This window comes from Streptomyces sp. a15, assembly GCF_059026085.1.
This window is the reverse complement of sequence record NZ_JBWLKM010000039.1, coordinates 41,661-57,575: the sequence shown is the minus strand read 5'-3', so window position 1 is coordinate 57,575 and position 15,915 is coordinate 41,661. Positions and strand designations below refer to the sequence as shown.

The window sequence follows — 15,915 nt, the reverse complement described above, 5'->3', positions numbered from 1 at the left end:
GGCTTGAGCGGGTTGGCGGGGCCGGCGTCGGTTCGGCGAGCGGGGCGGGCGAGCGACGGCTGTCCGGTGGCGTGGCGGCAGAGGGACGGCTGTCCGGTCGCGTGGGGTCCGAGCGGTGGCTGTCCAACGGCGCGGCGGTCGCTCTCGAGAGCGGTGCGGACGTGACGCCGGGGCTGCTCGACGGGGTGCGGCAGTGGCTGGTCGAGAGCGGGGCCGAACCGACGCCCGCGCGCGTGGCACAGGCGTTGCGGGAGCAGGGGCGGGTGCTCGGGGATGCGGAAGTCCTCGGCGCGGCCGAGCAATTGCGTTCCGAGCTGGTCGGCAGCGGCCCGCTGGAACCGCTGCTCGCCGACCCGTCGGTGACCGACGTACTGGTGTCGGCACCCGACCGGGTCTGGGTGGACCGGGGCGGCGGCCTGGAGCTGACCACCGTCTCCTTCCCGGACGCGGCCGCCGTACGACGGCTCGCGCAGCGCCTGGCCGCGGTGGCCGGCCGCCGGCTCGACGACGCACGCCCCTGGGTGGACGCCCGGCTGCCCGACGGGACCCGGTTGCACGCGGTGCTGCCCCCGGTCGCCGTCGGCTGCGCCTGCCTGTCCCTGCGGGTCGTACGGCCGCGCGCGTTCACGCTCGACGAACTCGTGGCGGCCGGCACGGTGCCGCCGGGCGGGGACCGGGTGCTGAGGGCGCTGCTTCGGGCGCGGCTGTCCTTCCTCATCAGCGGCGGCACCGGCACCGGCAAGACGACGTTGCTGAGCGCCCTGCTGGGACTCATCGGGCCCGACGAGCGGATCGTGCTCGCCGAGGACTCGGCGGAGCTCAGGCCGGACCATCCGCACGTCGTACGGCTGGAGAGCAGACCCGCCAACCAGGAGGGCGCGGGCCTCGTCACGCTCCAGGACCTGGTCCGGCAGGCGCTGCGGATGCGGCCGGACCGGCTGGTCGTGGGCGAGGTGCGCGGGCCCGAAGTGGTCCATCTGCTGGCCGCGCTGAACACCGGTCACGAGGGCGGCTGCGGGACCGTGCACGCGAACGCGGCTGCCGACGTGCCGGCCCGGCTGGAGGCGCTGGGTACGGCGGCCGGGCTCGACCGGGCCGCCCTGCACAGCCAGTTGGCGGCCGCCTTGTCGGTCGTACTGCACCTCGTCCGCGACCGGACCGGGCGGCGGCGGATCGCCGAGGTGCACGTGCTGGAACGGGACCCTTCGGGGCTGGTGCGGACGGTGCCGGCCCTGCGGTGGGGCGCGGAGGGATTTGCGTACGAACGGGGGTGGGGGCGGCTGCGGGGGCTGCTTCGGGAGGAGTGCGGCTCGTGCGAGGCGAGGGATGAGTGCGCCTCGTACGAGGCGGGAGCGGGGTGCGGGGAGCGCTTTGGGTGCTCCGGAGTGCGGATCGAGGAGGCGCGTGGTGGTGAACGGGATGGGTGAGATGTCGACGGGAGCGGCTGTGATGTGCGTGGGGGCTGCTCTCTGGCTGCTCGGTGGGCGGCACCCTGGCGCTCGGCGGGCCCAGTTGCTGCTCGCGGGTGGCGGAGTGGTGGGTGCCGGGCCGCCCGCTTGGCGGCAACTGGCCAAAGAGCTGCGGCGGATTCGCGGGCGGCTGCGCCCCGAGTGGTGGGCGGTGGCCGTCGGGCTGGTGCTGGCGGTGCTGGGTTCCTCCGTGCTGCCAGCCGTCGCGGGGGCGGCCGGGGTGCCGTTGCTGCGGCGGGTGCGGTTGGCGGGGGAGGCGCGGCGCGCCCGGGAGCGTCGAGGGGACGCGGTGATCGCGTTGTGCGGGGCGCTGGCCGGGGAGGTGCGGGCCGGCCGGCAGCCGGGGGAGGCGCTGCTGCGGGCGGTACGGGAGGCCGACGGCGCTCTTGGTGAGGAAGAGGCGGCGGCGCGGGACACCGAACGGCTTGGTGACGCGCTGGTGGCGGTGCGGGGCTTTGGAGGGCTGGGTGGAGCTCGGGCTGCGCGGGGCTTCGGAGGGGCTGGTGTCGCTTGGGCGGCGAGAGGCTTCGGTGGGTCTGGTGGGTCTGGTGGGTCTGGTGGGTTTGGTGGGTCTGGTAAGTCCGGTAGGTCCGGTGGTGCTCGAGTGGCGCAGGACGCTGGTCGGCTTGGTGAGGCTCAGGCGGCGGTGCTGGCGGCGGCGCGGTTTGGGGGTGACGTTCCGGCCGCGCTTGCTGTTGCCGCGCGACAGCCGGGTGCCGAGGGGCTGGTGGGGCTTGCGGCCTGCTGGCGGGTTGCCGTGGACCAGGGCGCGGGCCTCGCGGCCGGACTCGACCGACTCGAAGGGGCATTGCGCGCGGAGCGTGATCAGCGGGCGGACCTGCGCGCGCAGCTGGCGGGTGCCCGGTCGACAGCGGTGATGCTCGCGGGCCTGCCGGTCCTGGGCCTTGCCCTCGGTACGGCCTTGGGTGCCGATCCGCTGCATGTACTGCTGCACACCGGGGCGGGACTGGGATGTCTGCTGGTCGGCGGGCTGCTGGAGGCGCTGGGGATGTGGTGGGCGATGCGGATCGTGCGGGTGGCGGAGGCGATGTGAGGGATGGGGCCGAGGCGCGGGGCGGGTGGCGGAGGCGATGTGTGGGACGCGGTCGGCGGACGGACGTGGCGGAAGCGGGAGTAGGCAGTGGTCTGGGAAGGGAGGCGGCGACGTGAGTGCGGAAGTTGTCCACAGGCTGGGGGCGGTGGTGGGGGTGGTGCTCGTCCTCGGGTGGCTCGCGCGGTGGCTGGAGTCGGTACGGCGGGAGCGGAGAGTGCGGCGGCGGTTGGCCGAGCTGTTGGTGGCGGAGGGGGAGACGTCCGCGGGGTCGCGTATCGACCTCCGGGACGTCGCTCGGCGGTGGCTGCCGATGGTGGGGGTGGCGTGTGCCGGGTGGGTTCTGGTCGGTGGGTTCGCCGGTGCGGTGGTGGGTCTGGTGGCCGCCGCCGGGTTGTGGCGGTGGCGGCTTCGGCAGGCGGCCGCCGGGGCCGAGACGGAGTACGACGCCCAAGAGGCGGCTCGGCAACTACCCCTCGCGGCCGACCTCCTGGCGGCCTGCATCGCGGCGGGCGCCGGTCCGGTGATCGCGGCCCAGGCGGTGGGCGAAGCCCTTGGTGGCCCGGTCGGAGAAGGGCTGGCACGGGGCGCGGCGGAGGTGAGACTCGGCGGCGAACCGGGCGAGGCCTGGCGACGGCTCGCCTCCACGCCGGGCGCCGGCACGCTGGCGCGGCTCCTGGAACGGGCCGGCGTCTCCGGACTCCCCGCGTCCGCACCGGTCGCCAGGCTCGCCGCGGACGCCCGCGCCGACTGGACGCGCGAGGCGACGGCACGGGCACGGCGGGCGGCCGTCATGGTCAGCGCGCCGGTGGGGCTGTGCTTCCTGCCCGCGTTCATCGCAGTCGGCGTACTGCCCGTGGTGATCGGACTGGCGGGCGGGGCGCTGGGAGGGGGTGGTGGATGACGCAGGACGGGAGCGACGGCACGTAGGAGGCGTAGGAGGCGTAGGCCAAGTGGCCGACGCACGGCAAGAAGTCAGCTGGTCAACGGAACGGAACCTCACGGGGGTTGAGATGCACAAGACGGTACGGGCACGGCTGGTTGCCCTGGTGCGCAGGGCGCGGGCGGCGCGGAGGGACGCGGGGATGGTCACCTCCGAGTACGCCATGGGGATCGTCGCGGCGGTGGCGTTCGCGGTGGTTCTCTACAAGGTGGTGACGAGCGGTCAGGTCAACGCGGAGTTGCAGAACATCGTGAAGCAGGCCCTCGATGCGCAGATGTGAGCGGGAGACGGACCGGGGTTTCGTCACGGCGGAGTCGGCCATGGTGCTGCCCGTGCTGGTGATCTTCGCAATGGCGCTGGTGTGGGGGCTGCTCGTGGTGGCCGCGCAGATCCAGTGCGTGGACGCGGCGCGTACCGGCGCCCGCGCCGCGGCCCGCCAGGACGCCGCCGACGCGGTCGTCGAGATCACCCGGCAGACGGCACCGCGCGATGCGGAGGTCACCGTCAGCAGGGAGGGGGGCCAGGTGCGGGTGGCGGTCGTGGCGAAGCCGCCTGCGCTGCACGGTCTGCCCTTCGAAGTGCGGGAGGAGGCCGTGGCGTTGGTGGAGGAGACGGCGGGGGAGGGGAGATGAGCGGCGGTTTCTCGGCCCGCCTCCGTGCGGCCGTTCGGAGCAGGGACCGCGGCTCCGCCACCGTGTGGAGCGTAGGGGCGATCGCCGTGCTGTGCGTGGTGTTCGGTGTCGTCCTCGCCATGGGACAGGCCGTCGTGACCCGGCATCGAGCGGCCGGCGGTGCGGATCTCGCGGCGCTCGCGGCGGCGGACCACTGGGCGGACGGCGGCACGGCGGCCTGCGCCCGGGCGGACCGGGTGGCGCGAGCCCAGGGCACGCGGCTCGTGCGGTGCGCGATCGTGGGCGAGACCTCGGACGTGACGGCGGCGTCGGGGCGGGGTCCGTTCGCGGCGGAGGTCAGGGCGCGGGCGGGACCTGCGGGACCGCCGGATCCGGTGCCGCCCCCGATTCCTCCGGCGCCTCCGCACGAGGCCCCTGCGGAGCATCTCCCGCCGCCACCGGAGATCCCTGCGGAGCAACCCCCGCCCCCACAGCCTCCTCCCCGGGTGCCCCCTGCAACAGCACCGTGAGCAACCGCACCGCCCCCCTCTTGTGCAGCGGGTCGTTGCCGTTGCCGCACTTGGGGGACTGGATGCAGGACGGGCAGCCGGCGTCGCACTCGCAGGAGGCGATGGCCTGGCGGGTGGCGGTCAGCCACTCGCGGGCGGTGTGGAAGGCGCGCTCCGCGAAGCCCGCGCCGCCGGGATGGCCGTCGTAGACGAAGACGGTCGGCAGGAGGGTGTCGGGATGCAGGGGGATCGACACGCCGCCGATGTCCCAGCGGTCGCAGGTGGCGAAGAGGGGCAGCATGCCGATCGACGCGTGCTCGGCGGCGTGCAGGGCGCCGCCGAGGATCTCCGGGTTGATGCGGGCGGCGTCCAGCTGGTCCTCGGTGACCGTCCACCACACGGCACGCGTGCGCAGCGTACGAGGAGGGAGGTCGAGTTTCGTCTCGCCCAGTACCTCACCGGTGATGAGTCGTCGACGCAGGAAGGAGACCACTTGGTTGGTGACCTCGACGGAGCCGTAGCACAGGCGGCCCTCGCCCCACGGGATCTCTACGTCCGTCTCCAGGACGGAGATGGACGTGGTGTCGCGGGCGACCGTCGAATACGAAGGGCTGGCCTGCTCGACCAGGGCGACCGAGTCCTCCAGGTCCAGCGAGCGCACCAGATACGTACGGCCCTGGTGCAGGTGGACCGCGCCCTCGTGCACGGTCGAGTGAGCGGCGCCCTCGTCGACCGTGCCCAGCAGGCGGCCCGTGCCGGCCTCGACGACCTGGATCGGCCGGCCGCCCTCGCCGCGGATGTCGGTGAGGTCGGCGGCCCGCTCCCGGCGGGTCCAGTGCCAGGCCTTCGTACGGCGGCGCAGCAGCTTCGCGGCCTCCAGCTGCGGGAGCAGTTCCTCGGTCGCGGGGCCGAACAGCACCAAGTCCTCGTCCGTCAACGGCAGTTCCGCGGCCGCCGCGCACAGGTGCGGGGCGAGCACGTACGGGTTGTCGGGGTCGAGAACCGTGGACTCGACGGGCTGGTCGAACAGGGCCTCGGGGTGGTGAACGAGGAAGGTGTCCAGCGGGTCGTCCCGGGCGACCAGCACTGCCAGCGCCCCCTGCCCGGCGCGCCCTGCGCGGCCCGCCTGCTGCCACAGGGACGCGCGGGTGCCCGGGTAGCCGGCGATCAGGACGGCGTCGAGGCCGGAGACGTCGATGCCGAGTTCGAGCGCGGTCGTCGCGGCGAGGCCGAGGAGTTCGCCGGAGTGGAGGGCCTGTTCGAGGGCGCGGCGTTCCTCGGGGAGGTAACCGCCGCGGTACGCGGCGACGCGCCGGGCGAGGGAGCGGTCGACCTCGGCGAGGCGTTCCTGGGCGATCACCGAGATGAGCTCGGCGCCTCGCCGGGAGCGTACGAAGGCGACCGTGCGGACGCCTTGGACGGCGAGGTCGGTCAGCAGCTCGGCGGTCTCGGCGGTGGCGGTACGGCGGACCGGCGCGCCCTTCTCGCCCTGCATCTCGGTGAGCGGGGGCTCCCAGAGCGCGAACACCAGTTCGCCGCGTGGGGAGGCGTCGTCGGCGACCTCGACCACCGGGAGGCCGGTGAGGCGGCCGGCGGCCACCGAGGGCTGGGCGGCGGTCGCGGAGGCCAGCAGGAACACGGGGGAGGCGCCGTAGCGGGCACAGAGGCGGCGCAGGCGGCGCAGCACCTGGGCGACGTGGGAGCCGAACACGCCGCGGTAGGTGTGGCACTCGTCGATGACGACGTACTTCAGCGACTTCAGGAAGGAGGACCAGCGGGGGTGGGACGGGAGTATGCCCCGGTGCAGCATGTCGGGGTTGGTGAGGACGTAGTTGGCGTACTGGCGGACCCATTCGCGTTCTTCGACCGGCGTGTCGCCGTCGTACACCGCGGGGCGCACGGAATGGCCGAGCGGTTGTGAAAGTTCCTTCACGGAGCGGCACTGATCCGCCGCGAGGGCCTTCGTGGGGGCCAGGTAGAGGGCGGTCGAGCCACGGCCGTTCGGGGCCTCGGAGCCGTCCAGGAGCGTCGACAGGACCGGGACGAGGTACGCCAGGGACTTGCCGGAGGCCGTGCCGGTGGCGACGACCACGGACTCGCCGTCCAGGGCGTGCTCGGCCGCGCGGGCCTGGTGTGCCCAGGGATGTTCGATGCCGCAGGCCTGCACCGCGGCGATGACCTCCGAGCGGATCCGGTCCGGCCAGACGGCATGGCGGCCCTCACGTGGGGGCAAGTGCTCCGTATGAGTGATGCGCGAAGCCCGGCTCGGTCCCGCGGCGAGCCGGTCCAGGATCGTGCCCGGCGAGAGCCGGGAGACGGGCTGCGCCGAGTGTCGATCGGATCGGTGATTCTTGGCCATCGGCACCGAGTGTGTCACTGGCGTGACGGACAATGGGACCAAGGCGTCGTGCACGCCTGCCGGTAAGTGATTGAATGCCATCGCGGCTGGCGAACCGTCCTGGGGGCTTCAAGCCGAGGTGTCCCGAGGGGCGACCGCTCGATAGCAAGGTGCTGGAGGATCCGTGGACCTGTCTCTGTCGACCGAAACCATCGGCGATCGCACGATCGTCAGGGTCGGTGGCGAAATCGACGTATATACCGCGCCCAAGCTGCGCGAGCAGCTGGTCGAGCTGGTGAATGACGGCAGTTTCCACCTTGTCGTCGACATGGAGGGCGTGGACTTCCTCGACTCCACCGGGCTCGGCGTACTGGTCGGCGGACTGAAGCGGGTGCGTGCCCATGAGGGCTCGCTGCGCCTGGTCTGCAACCAGGAGCGCATCCTGAAGATTTTCCGTATCACCGGCCTCACCAAGGTGTTCCCGATCCATACCTCGGTCGAGGAAGCGGTGGCAGCAACCGACTGACCACCGATCCGGGTGCGGGCACCCGTCCGCACCCGGACGGCAGAAGTTGACAAGGGGTCCGGGCGCCGGCAGCCCGGTCCCCCGACAGCACGCGCCCGTAGTTCCGAGGGGGATGCATGGCCACCGTTGAGCTCCGCTTCAGCGCGCTGCCCGAGCACGTCCGGACCGCCCGACTGGTGGCGGCAGCGGTGGCGCGCAGGGCCGGAGTGGACGAGGCCGTCCTCGACGAGGTCAGGCTTGCCGTGGGCGAGGCCTGTACCCGTGCCGTCGGACTGCACCAGAACGGTGGCATCACGGCACCGGTGAAGGTGGTGCTGACCGAGGAGGAGAAACAGTTCTCCATCGAGGTCGGCGACGAGGCGCCGCGCCACGCTCCCGGCGACCGGGCACCCGGTGCCGCCGGCGAGGAGCAGGATGCCGAGACCGAGGAGGACGAGATGGGCCTCGCGGTCATCAGTGGCCTCGTCGACGACGTGGAGGTCACCGCCGGGGAACACGGCGGATCGATTCGTATGACGTGGCCGACCACAACGTCGGTCACCGTGCTTCCCTGACGCCCCCGGCGTCGCCGACACACCCGTAACACTTCACCTCCGAGGGCCCTGCTGAGCAGGGCCCTCAGTGTTTTTTCAAGAGCATTTTGAATTCGTGAAGTAATTCACGATCAATTTCCGATCATTGGATCGAGTGAAAATGCTTTCGAGGCGTTACTCCGGGTGCAGCAGATTCCGGTTGCCGCATACTGTTTTGATCAGGAACAGATCTCTAGAATCCGTCCACATCTTGAGCTCAGCCCCAGCGTCAAGGAGGACGAATGGCGGGGCTTTCTTCCCCAGACCAGCTTGACCACTCCACAGCCCTCGCGGCAGCGGTACTGACCGACGGAAACCGGGTCCTGGTGTCGGTCATCGGCATCGTGGCCCTGGCCGCCCTCGTGGTGGCAGGTGTCCTGGTGCGCCAGGTACTCGCGGCGGGCGAGGGCACCGACAGCATGAAGAAGATCGCGACGGCGATCCAGGAGGGCGCGAACGCCTATCTGGCCCGGCAGTTGCGCACGCTCGGCGTATTCGCCGTGGTCGTGTTCTTCCTGCTCATGCTGCTGCCCGCGGACGACTGGAATCAGCGCGCAGGACGATCGGCGTTCTTCTTGATCGGCGCGGCGTTCTCGGCGACCACCGGCTATATCGGTATGTGGCTCGCCGTACGGAGCAATGTGCGCGTCGCCGCCGCCGCGCGCGAGGCGACACCGGCAGAAGGAGAGCCGGAAAAGGATCTCACCGCTGTCTCGCACAAAGCCATGAAGATCGCTTTCCGCACGGGCGGCGTCGTCGGCATGTTCACGGTGGGGCTCGGTCTGCTGGGCGCCTCCTGTGTGGTGCTGGTGTACGCGGCCGACGCGCCGAAGGTCCTTGAGGGCTTCGGTCTCGGCGCGGCGCTCATCGCGATGTTCATGCGTGTCGGCGGTGGCATCTTCACCAAGGCCGCCGACGTCGGCGCCGACCTGGTCGGCAAGGTCGAGAAGGGCATTCCGGAGGACGATCCGCGCAACGCCGCGACCATCGCCGACAACGTGGGCGACAACGTCGGCGACTGCGCGGGCATGGCGGCCGACCTCTTCGAGTCGTACGCCGTGACGCTGGTCGCCGCGCTGATCCTCGGCACGGCGGCCTTCGGCGACGCCGGACTCGCCTTCCCGCTGCTCGTCCCCGCGATCGGTGTCCTCACGGCGATGATCGGCATCTTCGCCGTGGCCCCGCGCCGCTCCGACCGCAGCGGCATGTCCGCGATCAACCGCGGCTTCTTCATCTCCGCGGTGATCTCGCTCGTGCTGGTGGCGATCGCCGTCTTCGTCTATCTCCCGGGAAGTTACGCCGACCTCGACGGCGTCACCGACCCGGCGATCCTGGGCAAGGGCGGCGACCCGCGGATCCTGGCCCTCGTCGCGGTGGCGATCGGCATCCTGCTCGCCGCCGTCATCCAGCAGCTGACCGGCTACTTCACCGAGACCAACCGCCGGCCGGTCAAGGACATCGGCAAGAGCTCGCTGACCGGCCCGGCCACCGTCGTCCTCGCCGGCATCTCGGTCGGGCTCGAATCGGCCGTCTACACCGCCCTGCTGATCGGCCTCGGCGTCTACGGGGCGTTCCTGCTCGGCGGTACGTCGATCATGCTGGCGCTGTTCGCGGTGGCCCTGGCGGGTACCGGCCTGCTCACCACGGTCGGCGTGATCGTCGCGATGGACACCTTCGGGCCCGTCTCGGACAACGCGCAGGGCATCGCCGAGATGTCCGGCGACGTCGAGGGCGCGGGCGCCCAGGTGCTCACCAACCTGGACGCGGTCGGCAACACCACCAAGGCCATCACCAAGGGCATCGCCATCGCCACCGCCGTCCTGGCGGCGTCGGCGCTCTTCGGGTCGTACCGTGACGCGATCATCACGGGCGCGCAGGACGTCGGGGAGAAACTCTCCGGTGAAGGCGCGCCGATGACCCTGATGATGGACATCTCCCAGCCCAACAACCTCGTCGGTCTCATCGCGGGCGCGGCGGTCGTCTTCCTCTTCTCGGGGCTCGCGATCAACGCCGTGTCGCGGTCGGCGGGTTCCGTGGTGTACGAGGTGCGGCGGCAGTTCCGCGAGCATCCCGGGATCATGGACTACAGCGAGAAACCGGAGTACGGCAAGGTCGTCGACATCTGCACCAGGGATGCCCTGCGCGAGCTCGCCACGCCCGGACTGCTCGCCGTGTTGGCGCCCGTCTTCATCGGGTTCACGCTCGGTGTCGGTGCCCTCGGCTCGTTCCTCGCCGGTGCCATCGGGACGGGCACGCTGATGGCGGTGTTCCTCGCCAACTCCGGTGGCGCGTGGGACAACGCCAAGAAGCTCGTCGAGGACGGCCACCACGGCGGCAAGGGCAGCGAGGCCCACGCCGCGACGGTGATCGGCGACACGGTCGGCGACCCCTTCAAGGACACCGCCGGCCCGGCGATCAACCCCCTGCTGAAGGTGATGAACCTGGTGGCGCTGCTCATCGCGCCCGCGGTCATCAAGTTCAGTTACGGCGACGACGAGAACCTCGGCGTACGGATCGCGATCGCGGTCCTGGCGTTCCTGGTGATCGCGGGCGCGGTCTACGTCTCCAAGCGGCGCGGGATCGCCGTGGGTGACGAAGACAACGCCGAGGAGCCCAAGTCGGTTGATCCTGCCGTGGTTTCGTAGCGGGGCTTGCCAGGGGCCCAGCTCACCGGGGCGGGCGGGAGGCGCGCGATGTCGCGCCGACCGCCCGCCCCGGTGCGTTCACGCCGTCATCGTGAGCCTTCTCTCTCAAGGCGTATAAGGCTTCAAAGTGTTACGAAATGGTCATCTGTCACACGGCTGACGCCCGCATGCCGTGTATGTTCCGGGGCCGAGAGCCATGGAAGGGACCAATCCGGTGAACAAGAAGCTCACGGCCGCACTGTCCGGCGGTGCGGTACTGGTACTGGCGCTGACGGGATGCAGCAGCGACGAAGGCAACAAGGAGCTGGACGCCTGGGCCAAGCGGATCTGCGACGCGGCGCCGGCGCAGAACGCGAAGATCGCGGCGGCCGACGCCGCGATCACGAAGGCGGCCAAGGACAGCCCGCCCAAGGAGCTCCAGAAGGTCGACGCCCAGGCCTTCCAGGACCTCTCCGAGGGCTTCAAGGCACGCGCGACTCTCCTGGAGGACGCCGGAGCGCCTCCGGGTGTCGACGACGGCGCTAAGAACCAGAAGGATGCCATCAAGAAGCTCACCGCCCTGTCCGCGACCTACGCCGACCTGAAGAAGCAGATGGACGGGCTGAACACGAAGGACCAGGGGAAGTTCGCGTCCGGGCTGAGCGAGGTCTCGGACGAGATGAAGGACGTGGTGAGCCAGCGCAAGAGCGCGCTCGACGCGCTGAAGAAGCTGGAAGCGAGCGGCGACACCAAGCAGGCACTGCTCGGCCAGGAGGGCTGCAAGCAGGCAACCGCGTCGGCCTCGGCCACCGACAGCTGAGTCGCCCTCGGCGGCCGGACGAGGGTCACAATGGGGGCGTGAGTAACGCCAGCCTGCACTCCCTGCCCTCCGTCGACCGCCCCGACGCCATCTCCCGGCTCCGGGACGCCCTGCTCGGGGCCTCCTTCACCGCCGACGGGTTGCTCGAGCTGCTCAGTGCGCCCGCGTACGCGGCGCTCGCCCGGAGCGAGATCGTGCCTGCACTCCGGGCGACACGCGGAGACACGCCGCTGGAGACGCTCGTACGGCTGTTCCTCTTGCAGCAGCCCGTGCCGCACGCGCGCGTGGAGGACGTTCTGCCCGTGGACGCCTGCCTGGAGAGCGGGTGGCTGCTTCGCGTCGACGGGGACCAGGTGGCCGCGGCCGTGGACGTACGGCCGTACGGCGGGCCCGATGGCGAGGACTGGTTCATCGTGTCCGACCTCGGGTGCGCGGTCGGCGGCGCCGGTGGCATCGGCAGCCGGGACGAGGGTGTCGTGCTCGGGGTGGGCGGCGCGTCCACGACGCTGGCCGGCATCACCGTCCGTACGCCCGTCTCCGCGGCCCTCGACCTCGGTACCGGCTCCGGGATCCAGGCGCTGCACGCCGCGCGGCACGCCATGCGCGTGACGGCCACCGACCTCAACCCGCGCGCCCTGCACATCACCGCGCTCACGCTGGCGCTGTCCGGCGCGCCCGCCGCCGACCGGCGCGAGGGCTCGCTGTTCGAGCCCATCCGGGACGACGAGACGTACGACCTGATCGTGTCGAACCCGCCGTTCGTGATCTCGCCGGGCGCCCGGCTGACGTACCGCGACGGCGGGATGGGCGGGGACGATCTGTGCCGCACGCTCGTTCAGCAGGCGGGGGAGCGGCTGAGCGAGGGCGGGTTCGCGCAGTTCCTCGCCAACTGGCAGCACGTGGAGGGGGAGGACTGGCAGGACAGGCTCAGGTCGTGGGTGCCACGCGGGTGCGACGCGTGGATCGTGCAGCGCGAGGTACAGGACGTCACGCAGTACGCCGAGCTGTGGCTCAGGGACGCCGGCGACCACCGGGGTGACGTGGCCGAGTACCAGGCGCGGTACGACGCGTGGCTGGACGAGTTCGAGGCGCGCAAGGTCAAGGCCGTCGGCTTCGGCTGGATCACGCTGCGCAGGACGGATGCCGCGGTGCCCTCGGTGACCGCGGAGGAGTGGCCGCACCCGGTCGAACAGCCGCTCGGCGACACGGTCCGGGCGCACTTCGAGCGCCTCGACTACCTGCGGGCGCACGACGACGCGGCCCTGCTCGCAGGGCACTTCAAGCTCGGCGCCGAGATCGTCCAGGAACAGGTCGGGCTGCCCGGTGCCGAGGACCCGGAGCACGTCGTGCTGCGCCAGAACCGCGGGATGCGGCGGGCCACGAAGGTGGACACGGTCGGCGCGGGCTTCGCGGGCGTCTGCGACGGCTCGCTGAGCGCGGGCCGCATCCTGGACGCGATCGCCCAACTGGTCGGCGAGGATCCGGTGTTGCTGCGCGACCGTACGCCCGCCCAGATCCGGCTGTTGGTGGAGCAGGGATTCCTCGACCCGGCCTGATCCCAGAGGGCCGGTCCCTCTACACGTCGTCACGTCTGAGGCATGCGTGCCCTCTTGAGTCGCGTGGGTCCGGTCTGGCGGGATTGCTCCGGAAAAGGGCTCCTGTCAGTGGTGGGTGCGAAGCTACCTTCGAGGGACAAACTTCGCGCGTTCTCGGGGGAGGCGCGCAGTCTCGGGGGAGGCGTGATGGCGGGGGAGACGCCGGATCAGGGCGAAGGAAGGGTCATCAACGGGCGGTACCGGCTGCTGCGGGCGCTCGGGGCGGGCGGCATGGGCCGCGTGTGGCTCGCGTACGACGAGGAGTTGGCCTGCGAAGTCGCGATGAAGGAGATCGCGCTTCCGGACGTGCCGATGGACTCGACCGAGCCCGTGATGGGGGTCCCCCCGCTCGAGCGAAGCCGAGAGTGGGGGAGCGTCGCGCGGGCCCGCAGCGAGGCCCGGCACGCGGCCCGGCTGCGCGGACACCCGCACGTGGCGACGGTGCACGACGTGGTGGTGCACGAGGGGCTGCCGTGGATCGTCATGGAGTACGTCCCGGACGCGATCGACCTCCAGGCGGTCGTACGGCGTTCGGGACCGCTCGAGCCCGCACAGGCGGCGCGCGTCGGACTCGCCGTCCTCGACGCGCTCACCGCGGGTCATCGCATCGGCATCCTCCACCGGGACGTGAAACCGGCCAACATCCTTCTGGCCCCGGACTCTTCGGGCGACCCGTACGCGCGCGTGCTGCTCACCGACTACGGCATCGCCCTCCAGCCCGAGTCCCAGGAGCCGCGGCTCACCGCCGCGGTCGGCATCCTCGGGACACCCGGCTATCTCGCCCCGGAGCGGGCCCGCGGTGAACCGCCCACGCCGGCCGCCGACATGTTCTCCCTGGGCGCCACGCTGTACGCCGCCGTCGAGGGCCGCGGCCCCTTCGACCGCCACGGCGACTACGCGACCCTCACGGCGCTGCTCGGCGAGGACCCGACCCCGCCGGTGCGGGCGGGCGAACTGACCCCGGTTCTGCTGGGTTTGCTCGTCAAGGATCCGGTGCGCAGGTTCTCGCCGGAGACGGTCGCGCGGGGACTGGAGCGGGTGGTGCAAGGGGGCGCGGGGCCTGGGGCGCCACCTGGTTGGGGTGCGGCGCCGGTCGCGGCGGCGGGCTTCGCCGCGCCGCCGGGAGGCTTCGGGCCGCCCCCCGAGGGGTTCGGCGCGACACCGGCGGGGGCGGGGTGGTCGCCGGAGGGCCAGGGTGCGGCCCTGGAGGGTCATGACGCGATGCCGCGGGGCCATGGCGGGGCATCGGGAGGCCAAGGTGCTTCGCCAGGGGGCCAAGGCGCTTCGCCGGGCGCCGGGGCGGTGGACGGCCCGCCGCCCGGGTACGTGGCGAGCACGCCGCCGGGCGGGTGGGGCGGCGGACCGGCGCAGGGGAGTCCGCAGCCGCCGGGTGCGCCACCGACGCCGAACACGCCGCAGACGCCGCACACCCAGGCGGGCACCGCCGGTGCGGGCGCTCTCGCGGGCCCCGGGGCCGGGGGCCCGGCCACTCCGGGATCCGGCGGTCCTGGCTTCGGCGGTGTCGGCTCGGGCGGTCCTGGCTCGGGAGGCCTGAGCGGTGGCGGGGCGGGATCCGGCGGTCCAGAATCCGGCGGCCCCGCGACACCCGGCGGAACGCCCGGCCCGTCGGCGTACGACCCGTGGCGGCAGCCCACGGCTCAGCCTCCGGAGGCCGGCAACCCTTATGCGCGGGCGTCCGGTTCGCCGTACGCGAGCGGCGGTGCCCAGCGGCCGTACGGTGGCAGTGCCCAATCGCCGTACGGCAGCGGCTCCCAGGCCTCGTACGGAGGCAGCGCCACGCAGTCGGCGTACCCCGGTGGCGTCCCCGCGCAGCCCGGATACGGCGGTTACGGCGGCCCGGGTGGGCCCGGCGTTCCCGGTGGGCAGGCTCCGCCCCCGCCGTCCCCCGCGAAGAAGCGGATCGCTCTCGTCGCCCTTGTCGTGGCCGCCGTGCTCGTCATCGCCGGTGGCGCGTGGGGGGTCGTTCTGGTGACCGGGGGCGACGACGGCAAGAAGGACGCCGCGACGAAGCGGTCGGCCTCGCCCAGTGCGAGCGGATCGCAGGGGTCGGCCTCGGCGCCGCCGGCGGGACCCGTGCTGCCGTACGGCGATGTCGTCGGGCTCGGAGAACCGCTGGAGCCCGGGGACTGTGTGCAGGCGGTGTGGTCGGGGACGCCGTTCAAGTCGGAGCCCAACCTGGGGCTGGTGGACTGCGCCGAGGACTGGCCGGACGGGCAGGTCGTCGCGATCGACACCGCCGCCGACCACGCAGACGCCCGCGCGCAGGGCGCGAAACGCTGCGAGAACCAGACCCGGACGCTCGTCGACGCGCTGCCGGACGCGGCCGGCTACGCCGTCGTACCGACGGAGGAGGGCTTCACCGCGGCGGCTGGCGGTACGGCGTGTCTCGTACTCGGCCGCCATGCCGCGATAGGCGGTGAGGTCGGCCGTTTCCGCGACGCGGGCACCGACTTGTGGGTCGGTCAGATGAGCGTCGGCGACTGCTGGGTCTACGAGGAACAGGAGGACAGTTACAACGCCCCGCTCACCGACTGCGCCAAACCCCACACCGACCAGGTCATCGGCAGCGTCCAGGCCCCGACCGGGATGACGTACAAGAAGGGCACCGACAACGCGACCAAGCTGTGCGGCAACAAGTTCGAGTCGACCTGGGCACCGGGGCAGGATCGGACCGTCTACGGCTGGGTGGCCGACCAGGACGACTGGGAAGAGGGCTTCAACAAGGTCGTGTGCACGGTGAGCCGGGCCGACAACAAGAAGACGACCGGAAAGATACCCGCGCCCGGCGCGGTCTGAGGCCGGCCGGCAGGCGCGGAGCGGAGGAGTCCACAGCCGC

General features: G+C 72.1%; 12 protein-coding genes and 1 pseudogene. 12 read left to right on the top strand and 1 reads right to left on the bottom strand.

Going from position 1 to position 15,915, the window contains the following annotated elements:
* Positions 1–119: 119 nt before the first annotated feature.
* The 6 genes and pseudogenes from AC5P09_RS31370 to AC5P09_RS31345 all read left to right on the top strand — a co-directional run.
* Positions 120–1,427, top strand: coding sequence for a TadA family conjugal transfer-associated ATPase (locus AC5P09_RS31370; protein ID WP_493877132.1), 1,308 nt, complete (start codon positions 120–122; stop codon positions 1,425–1,427).
* On the top strand, positions 1,420–2,523 hold the full coding sequence (locus tag AC5P09_RS31365) for a type II secretion system F family protein (protein WP_493877131.1): 1,104 nt from the start codon (positions 1,420–1,422) through the stop codon (positions 2,521–2,523). Before AC5P09_RS31370 ends, AC5P09_RS31365 begins: the two co-directional genes overlap by 8 nt.
* A 112-nt stretch (positions 2,524–2,635) precedes the next feature.
* Positions 2,636–3,424, top strand: a complete 789-nt coding sequence (locus AC5P09_RS31360; protein ID WP_493877114.1) for a type II secretion system F family protein — start codon at positions 2,636–2,638, stop codon at positions 3,422–3,424.
* Positions 3,425–3,533: 109 nt separating this feature from the next.
* Positions 3,534–3,743 (top strand): DUF4244 domain-containing protein, encoded by a 210-nt coding sequence (locus AC5P09_RS31355; RefSeq protein ID WP_493877113.1) that lies wholly within the window; start codon positions 3,534–3,536, stop codon positions 3,741–3,743.
* On the top strand, positions 3,730–4,095 hold the full coding sequence (locus AC5P09_RS31350; RefSeq protein WP_493877112.1) for a TadE family type IV pilus minor pilin: 366 nt from the start codon (positions 3,730–3,732) through the stop codon (positions 4,093–4,095). The genes AC5P09_RS31355 and AC5P09_RS31350 overlap by 14 nt, the downstream gene beginning before the upstream one ends.
* A pseudogene (locus tag AC5P09_RS31345) lies at positions 4,092–4,487 on the top strand (Rv3654c family TadE-like protein); the annotation flags it as partial. The gene AC5P09_RS31350 and the pseudogene AC5P09_RS31345, both read left to right, overlap by 4 nt.
* Here the strand turns inward: AC5P09_RS31345 and AC5P09_RS31340 are convergent.
* Positions 4,432–7,023, bottom strand: a complete 2,592-nt coding sequence (locus AC5P09_RS31340) for a DEAD/DEAH box helicase (RefSeq protein WP_493877111.1) — start codon at positions 7,021–7,023, stop codon at positions 4,432–4,434. The pseudogene AC5P09_RS31345 and the gene AC5P09_RS31340 sit on opposite strands and share 56 nt — an antisense overlap.
* A gap of 82 nt (positions 7,024–7,105) precedes the next feature.
* Here AC5P09_RS31340 and bldG point away from each other — a divergent pair, with 82 nt between their 5' ends.
* From bldG to AC5P09_RS31310, 6 genes are all read left to right on the top strand, one after another.
* Positions 7,106–7,447 (top strand): anti-sigma factor antagonist BldG, encoded by a 342-nt coding sequence (gene bldG, locus AC5P09_RS31335; protein WP_024885807.1) that lies wholly within the window; start codon positions 7,106–7,108, stop codon positions 7,445–7,447.
* 116 nt (positions 7,448–7,563) lie between these two features.
* Positions 7,564–8,001: an ATP-binding protein gene (locus tag AC5P09_RS31330; RefSeq protein WP_493877110.1), complete on the top strand. Its 438-nt coding sequence runs from the start codon at positions 7,564–7,566 to the stop codon at positions 7,999–8,001.
* A gap of 260 nt (positions 8,002–8,261) precedes the next feature.
* Complete coding sequence (locus tag AC5P09_RS31325; RefSeq protein WP_493877109.1) at positions 8,262–10,664, top strand: sodium-translocating pyrophosphatase; 2,403 nt, start codon at positions 8,262–8,264, stop codon at positions 10,662–10,664.
* A gap of 196 nt (positions 10,665–10,860) precedes the next feature.
* Positions 10,861–11,463, top strand: coding sequence for a small secreted protein (locus tag AC5P09_RS31320; RefSeq protein ID WP_307676374.1), 603 nt, complete (start codon positions 10,861–10,863; stop codon positions 11,461–11,463).
* Positions 11,464–11,501: 38 nt separating this feature from the next.
* On the top strand, positions 11,502–13,019 hold the full coding sequence (locus AC5P09_RS31315) for a DUF7059 domain-containing protein (RefSeq protein WP_493877108.1): 1,518 nt from the start codon (positions 11,502–11,504) through the stop codon (positions 13,017–13,019).
* 186 nt (positions 13,020–13,205) lie between these two features.
* On the top strand, positions 13,206–15,875 hold the full coding sequence (locus AC5P09_RS31310; RefSeq protein WP_493877107.1) for a serine/threonine-protein kinase: 2,670 nt from the start codon (positions 13,206–13,208) through the stop codon (positions 15,873–15,875).
* Positions 15,876–15,915: the final 40 nt, after the last annotated feature.

Coding starts and splice junctions, on each gene's coding strand:
- AC5P09_RS31365 (WP_493877131.1), top strand. CDS start 1,420: ATGGGTGAGATGTCGACGGGAGCGGCTGTGATGTGCGTGGGGGCTGCT.
- AC5P09_RS31355 (WP_493877113.1), top strand. CDS start 3,534: ATGCACAAGACGGTACGGGCACGGCTGGTTGCCCTGGTGCGCAGGGCG.
- AC5P09_RS31350 (WP_493877112.1), top strand. CDS start 3,730: ATGCGCAGATGTGAGCGGGAGACGGACCGGGGTTTCGTCACGGCGGAG.
- AC5P09_RS31340 (WP_493877111.1), bottom strand. CDS start 7,023: ATGGCATTCAATCACTTACCGGCAGGCGTGCACGACGCCTTGGTCCCA.
- AC5P09_RS31330 (WP_493877110.1), top strand. CDS start 7,564: ATGGCCACCGTTGAGCTCCGCTTCAGCGCGCTGCCCGAGCACGTCCGG.
- AC5P09_RS31325 (WP_493877109.1), top strand. CDS start 8,262: ATGGCGGGGCTTTCTTCCCCAGACCAGCTTGACCACTCCACAGCCCTC.
- AC5P09_RS31320 (WP_307676374.1), top strand. CDS start 10,861: ATGGAAGGGACCAATCCGGTGAACAAGAAGCTCACGGCCGCACTGTCC.
- AC5P09_RS31310 (WP_493877107.1), top strand. CDS start 13,206: ATGGCGGGGGAGACGCCGGATCAGGGCGAAGGAAGGGTCATCAACGGG.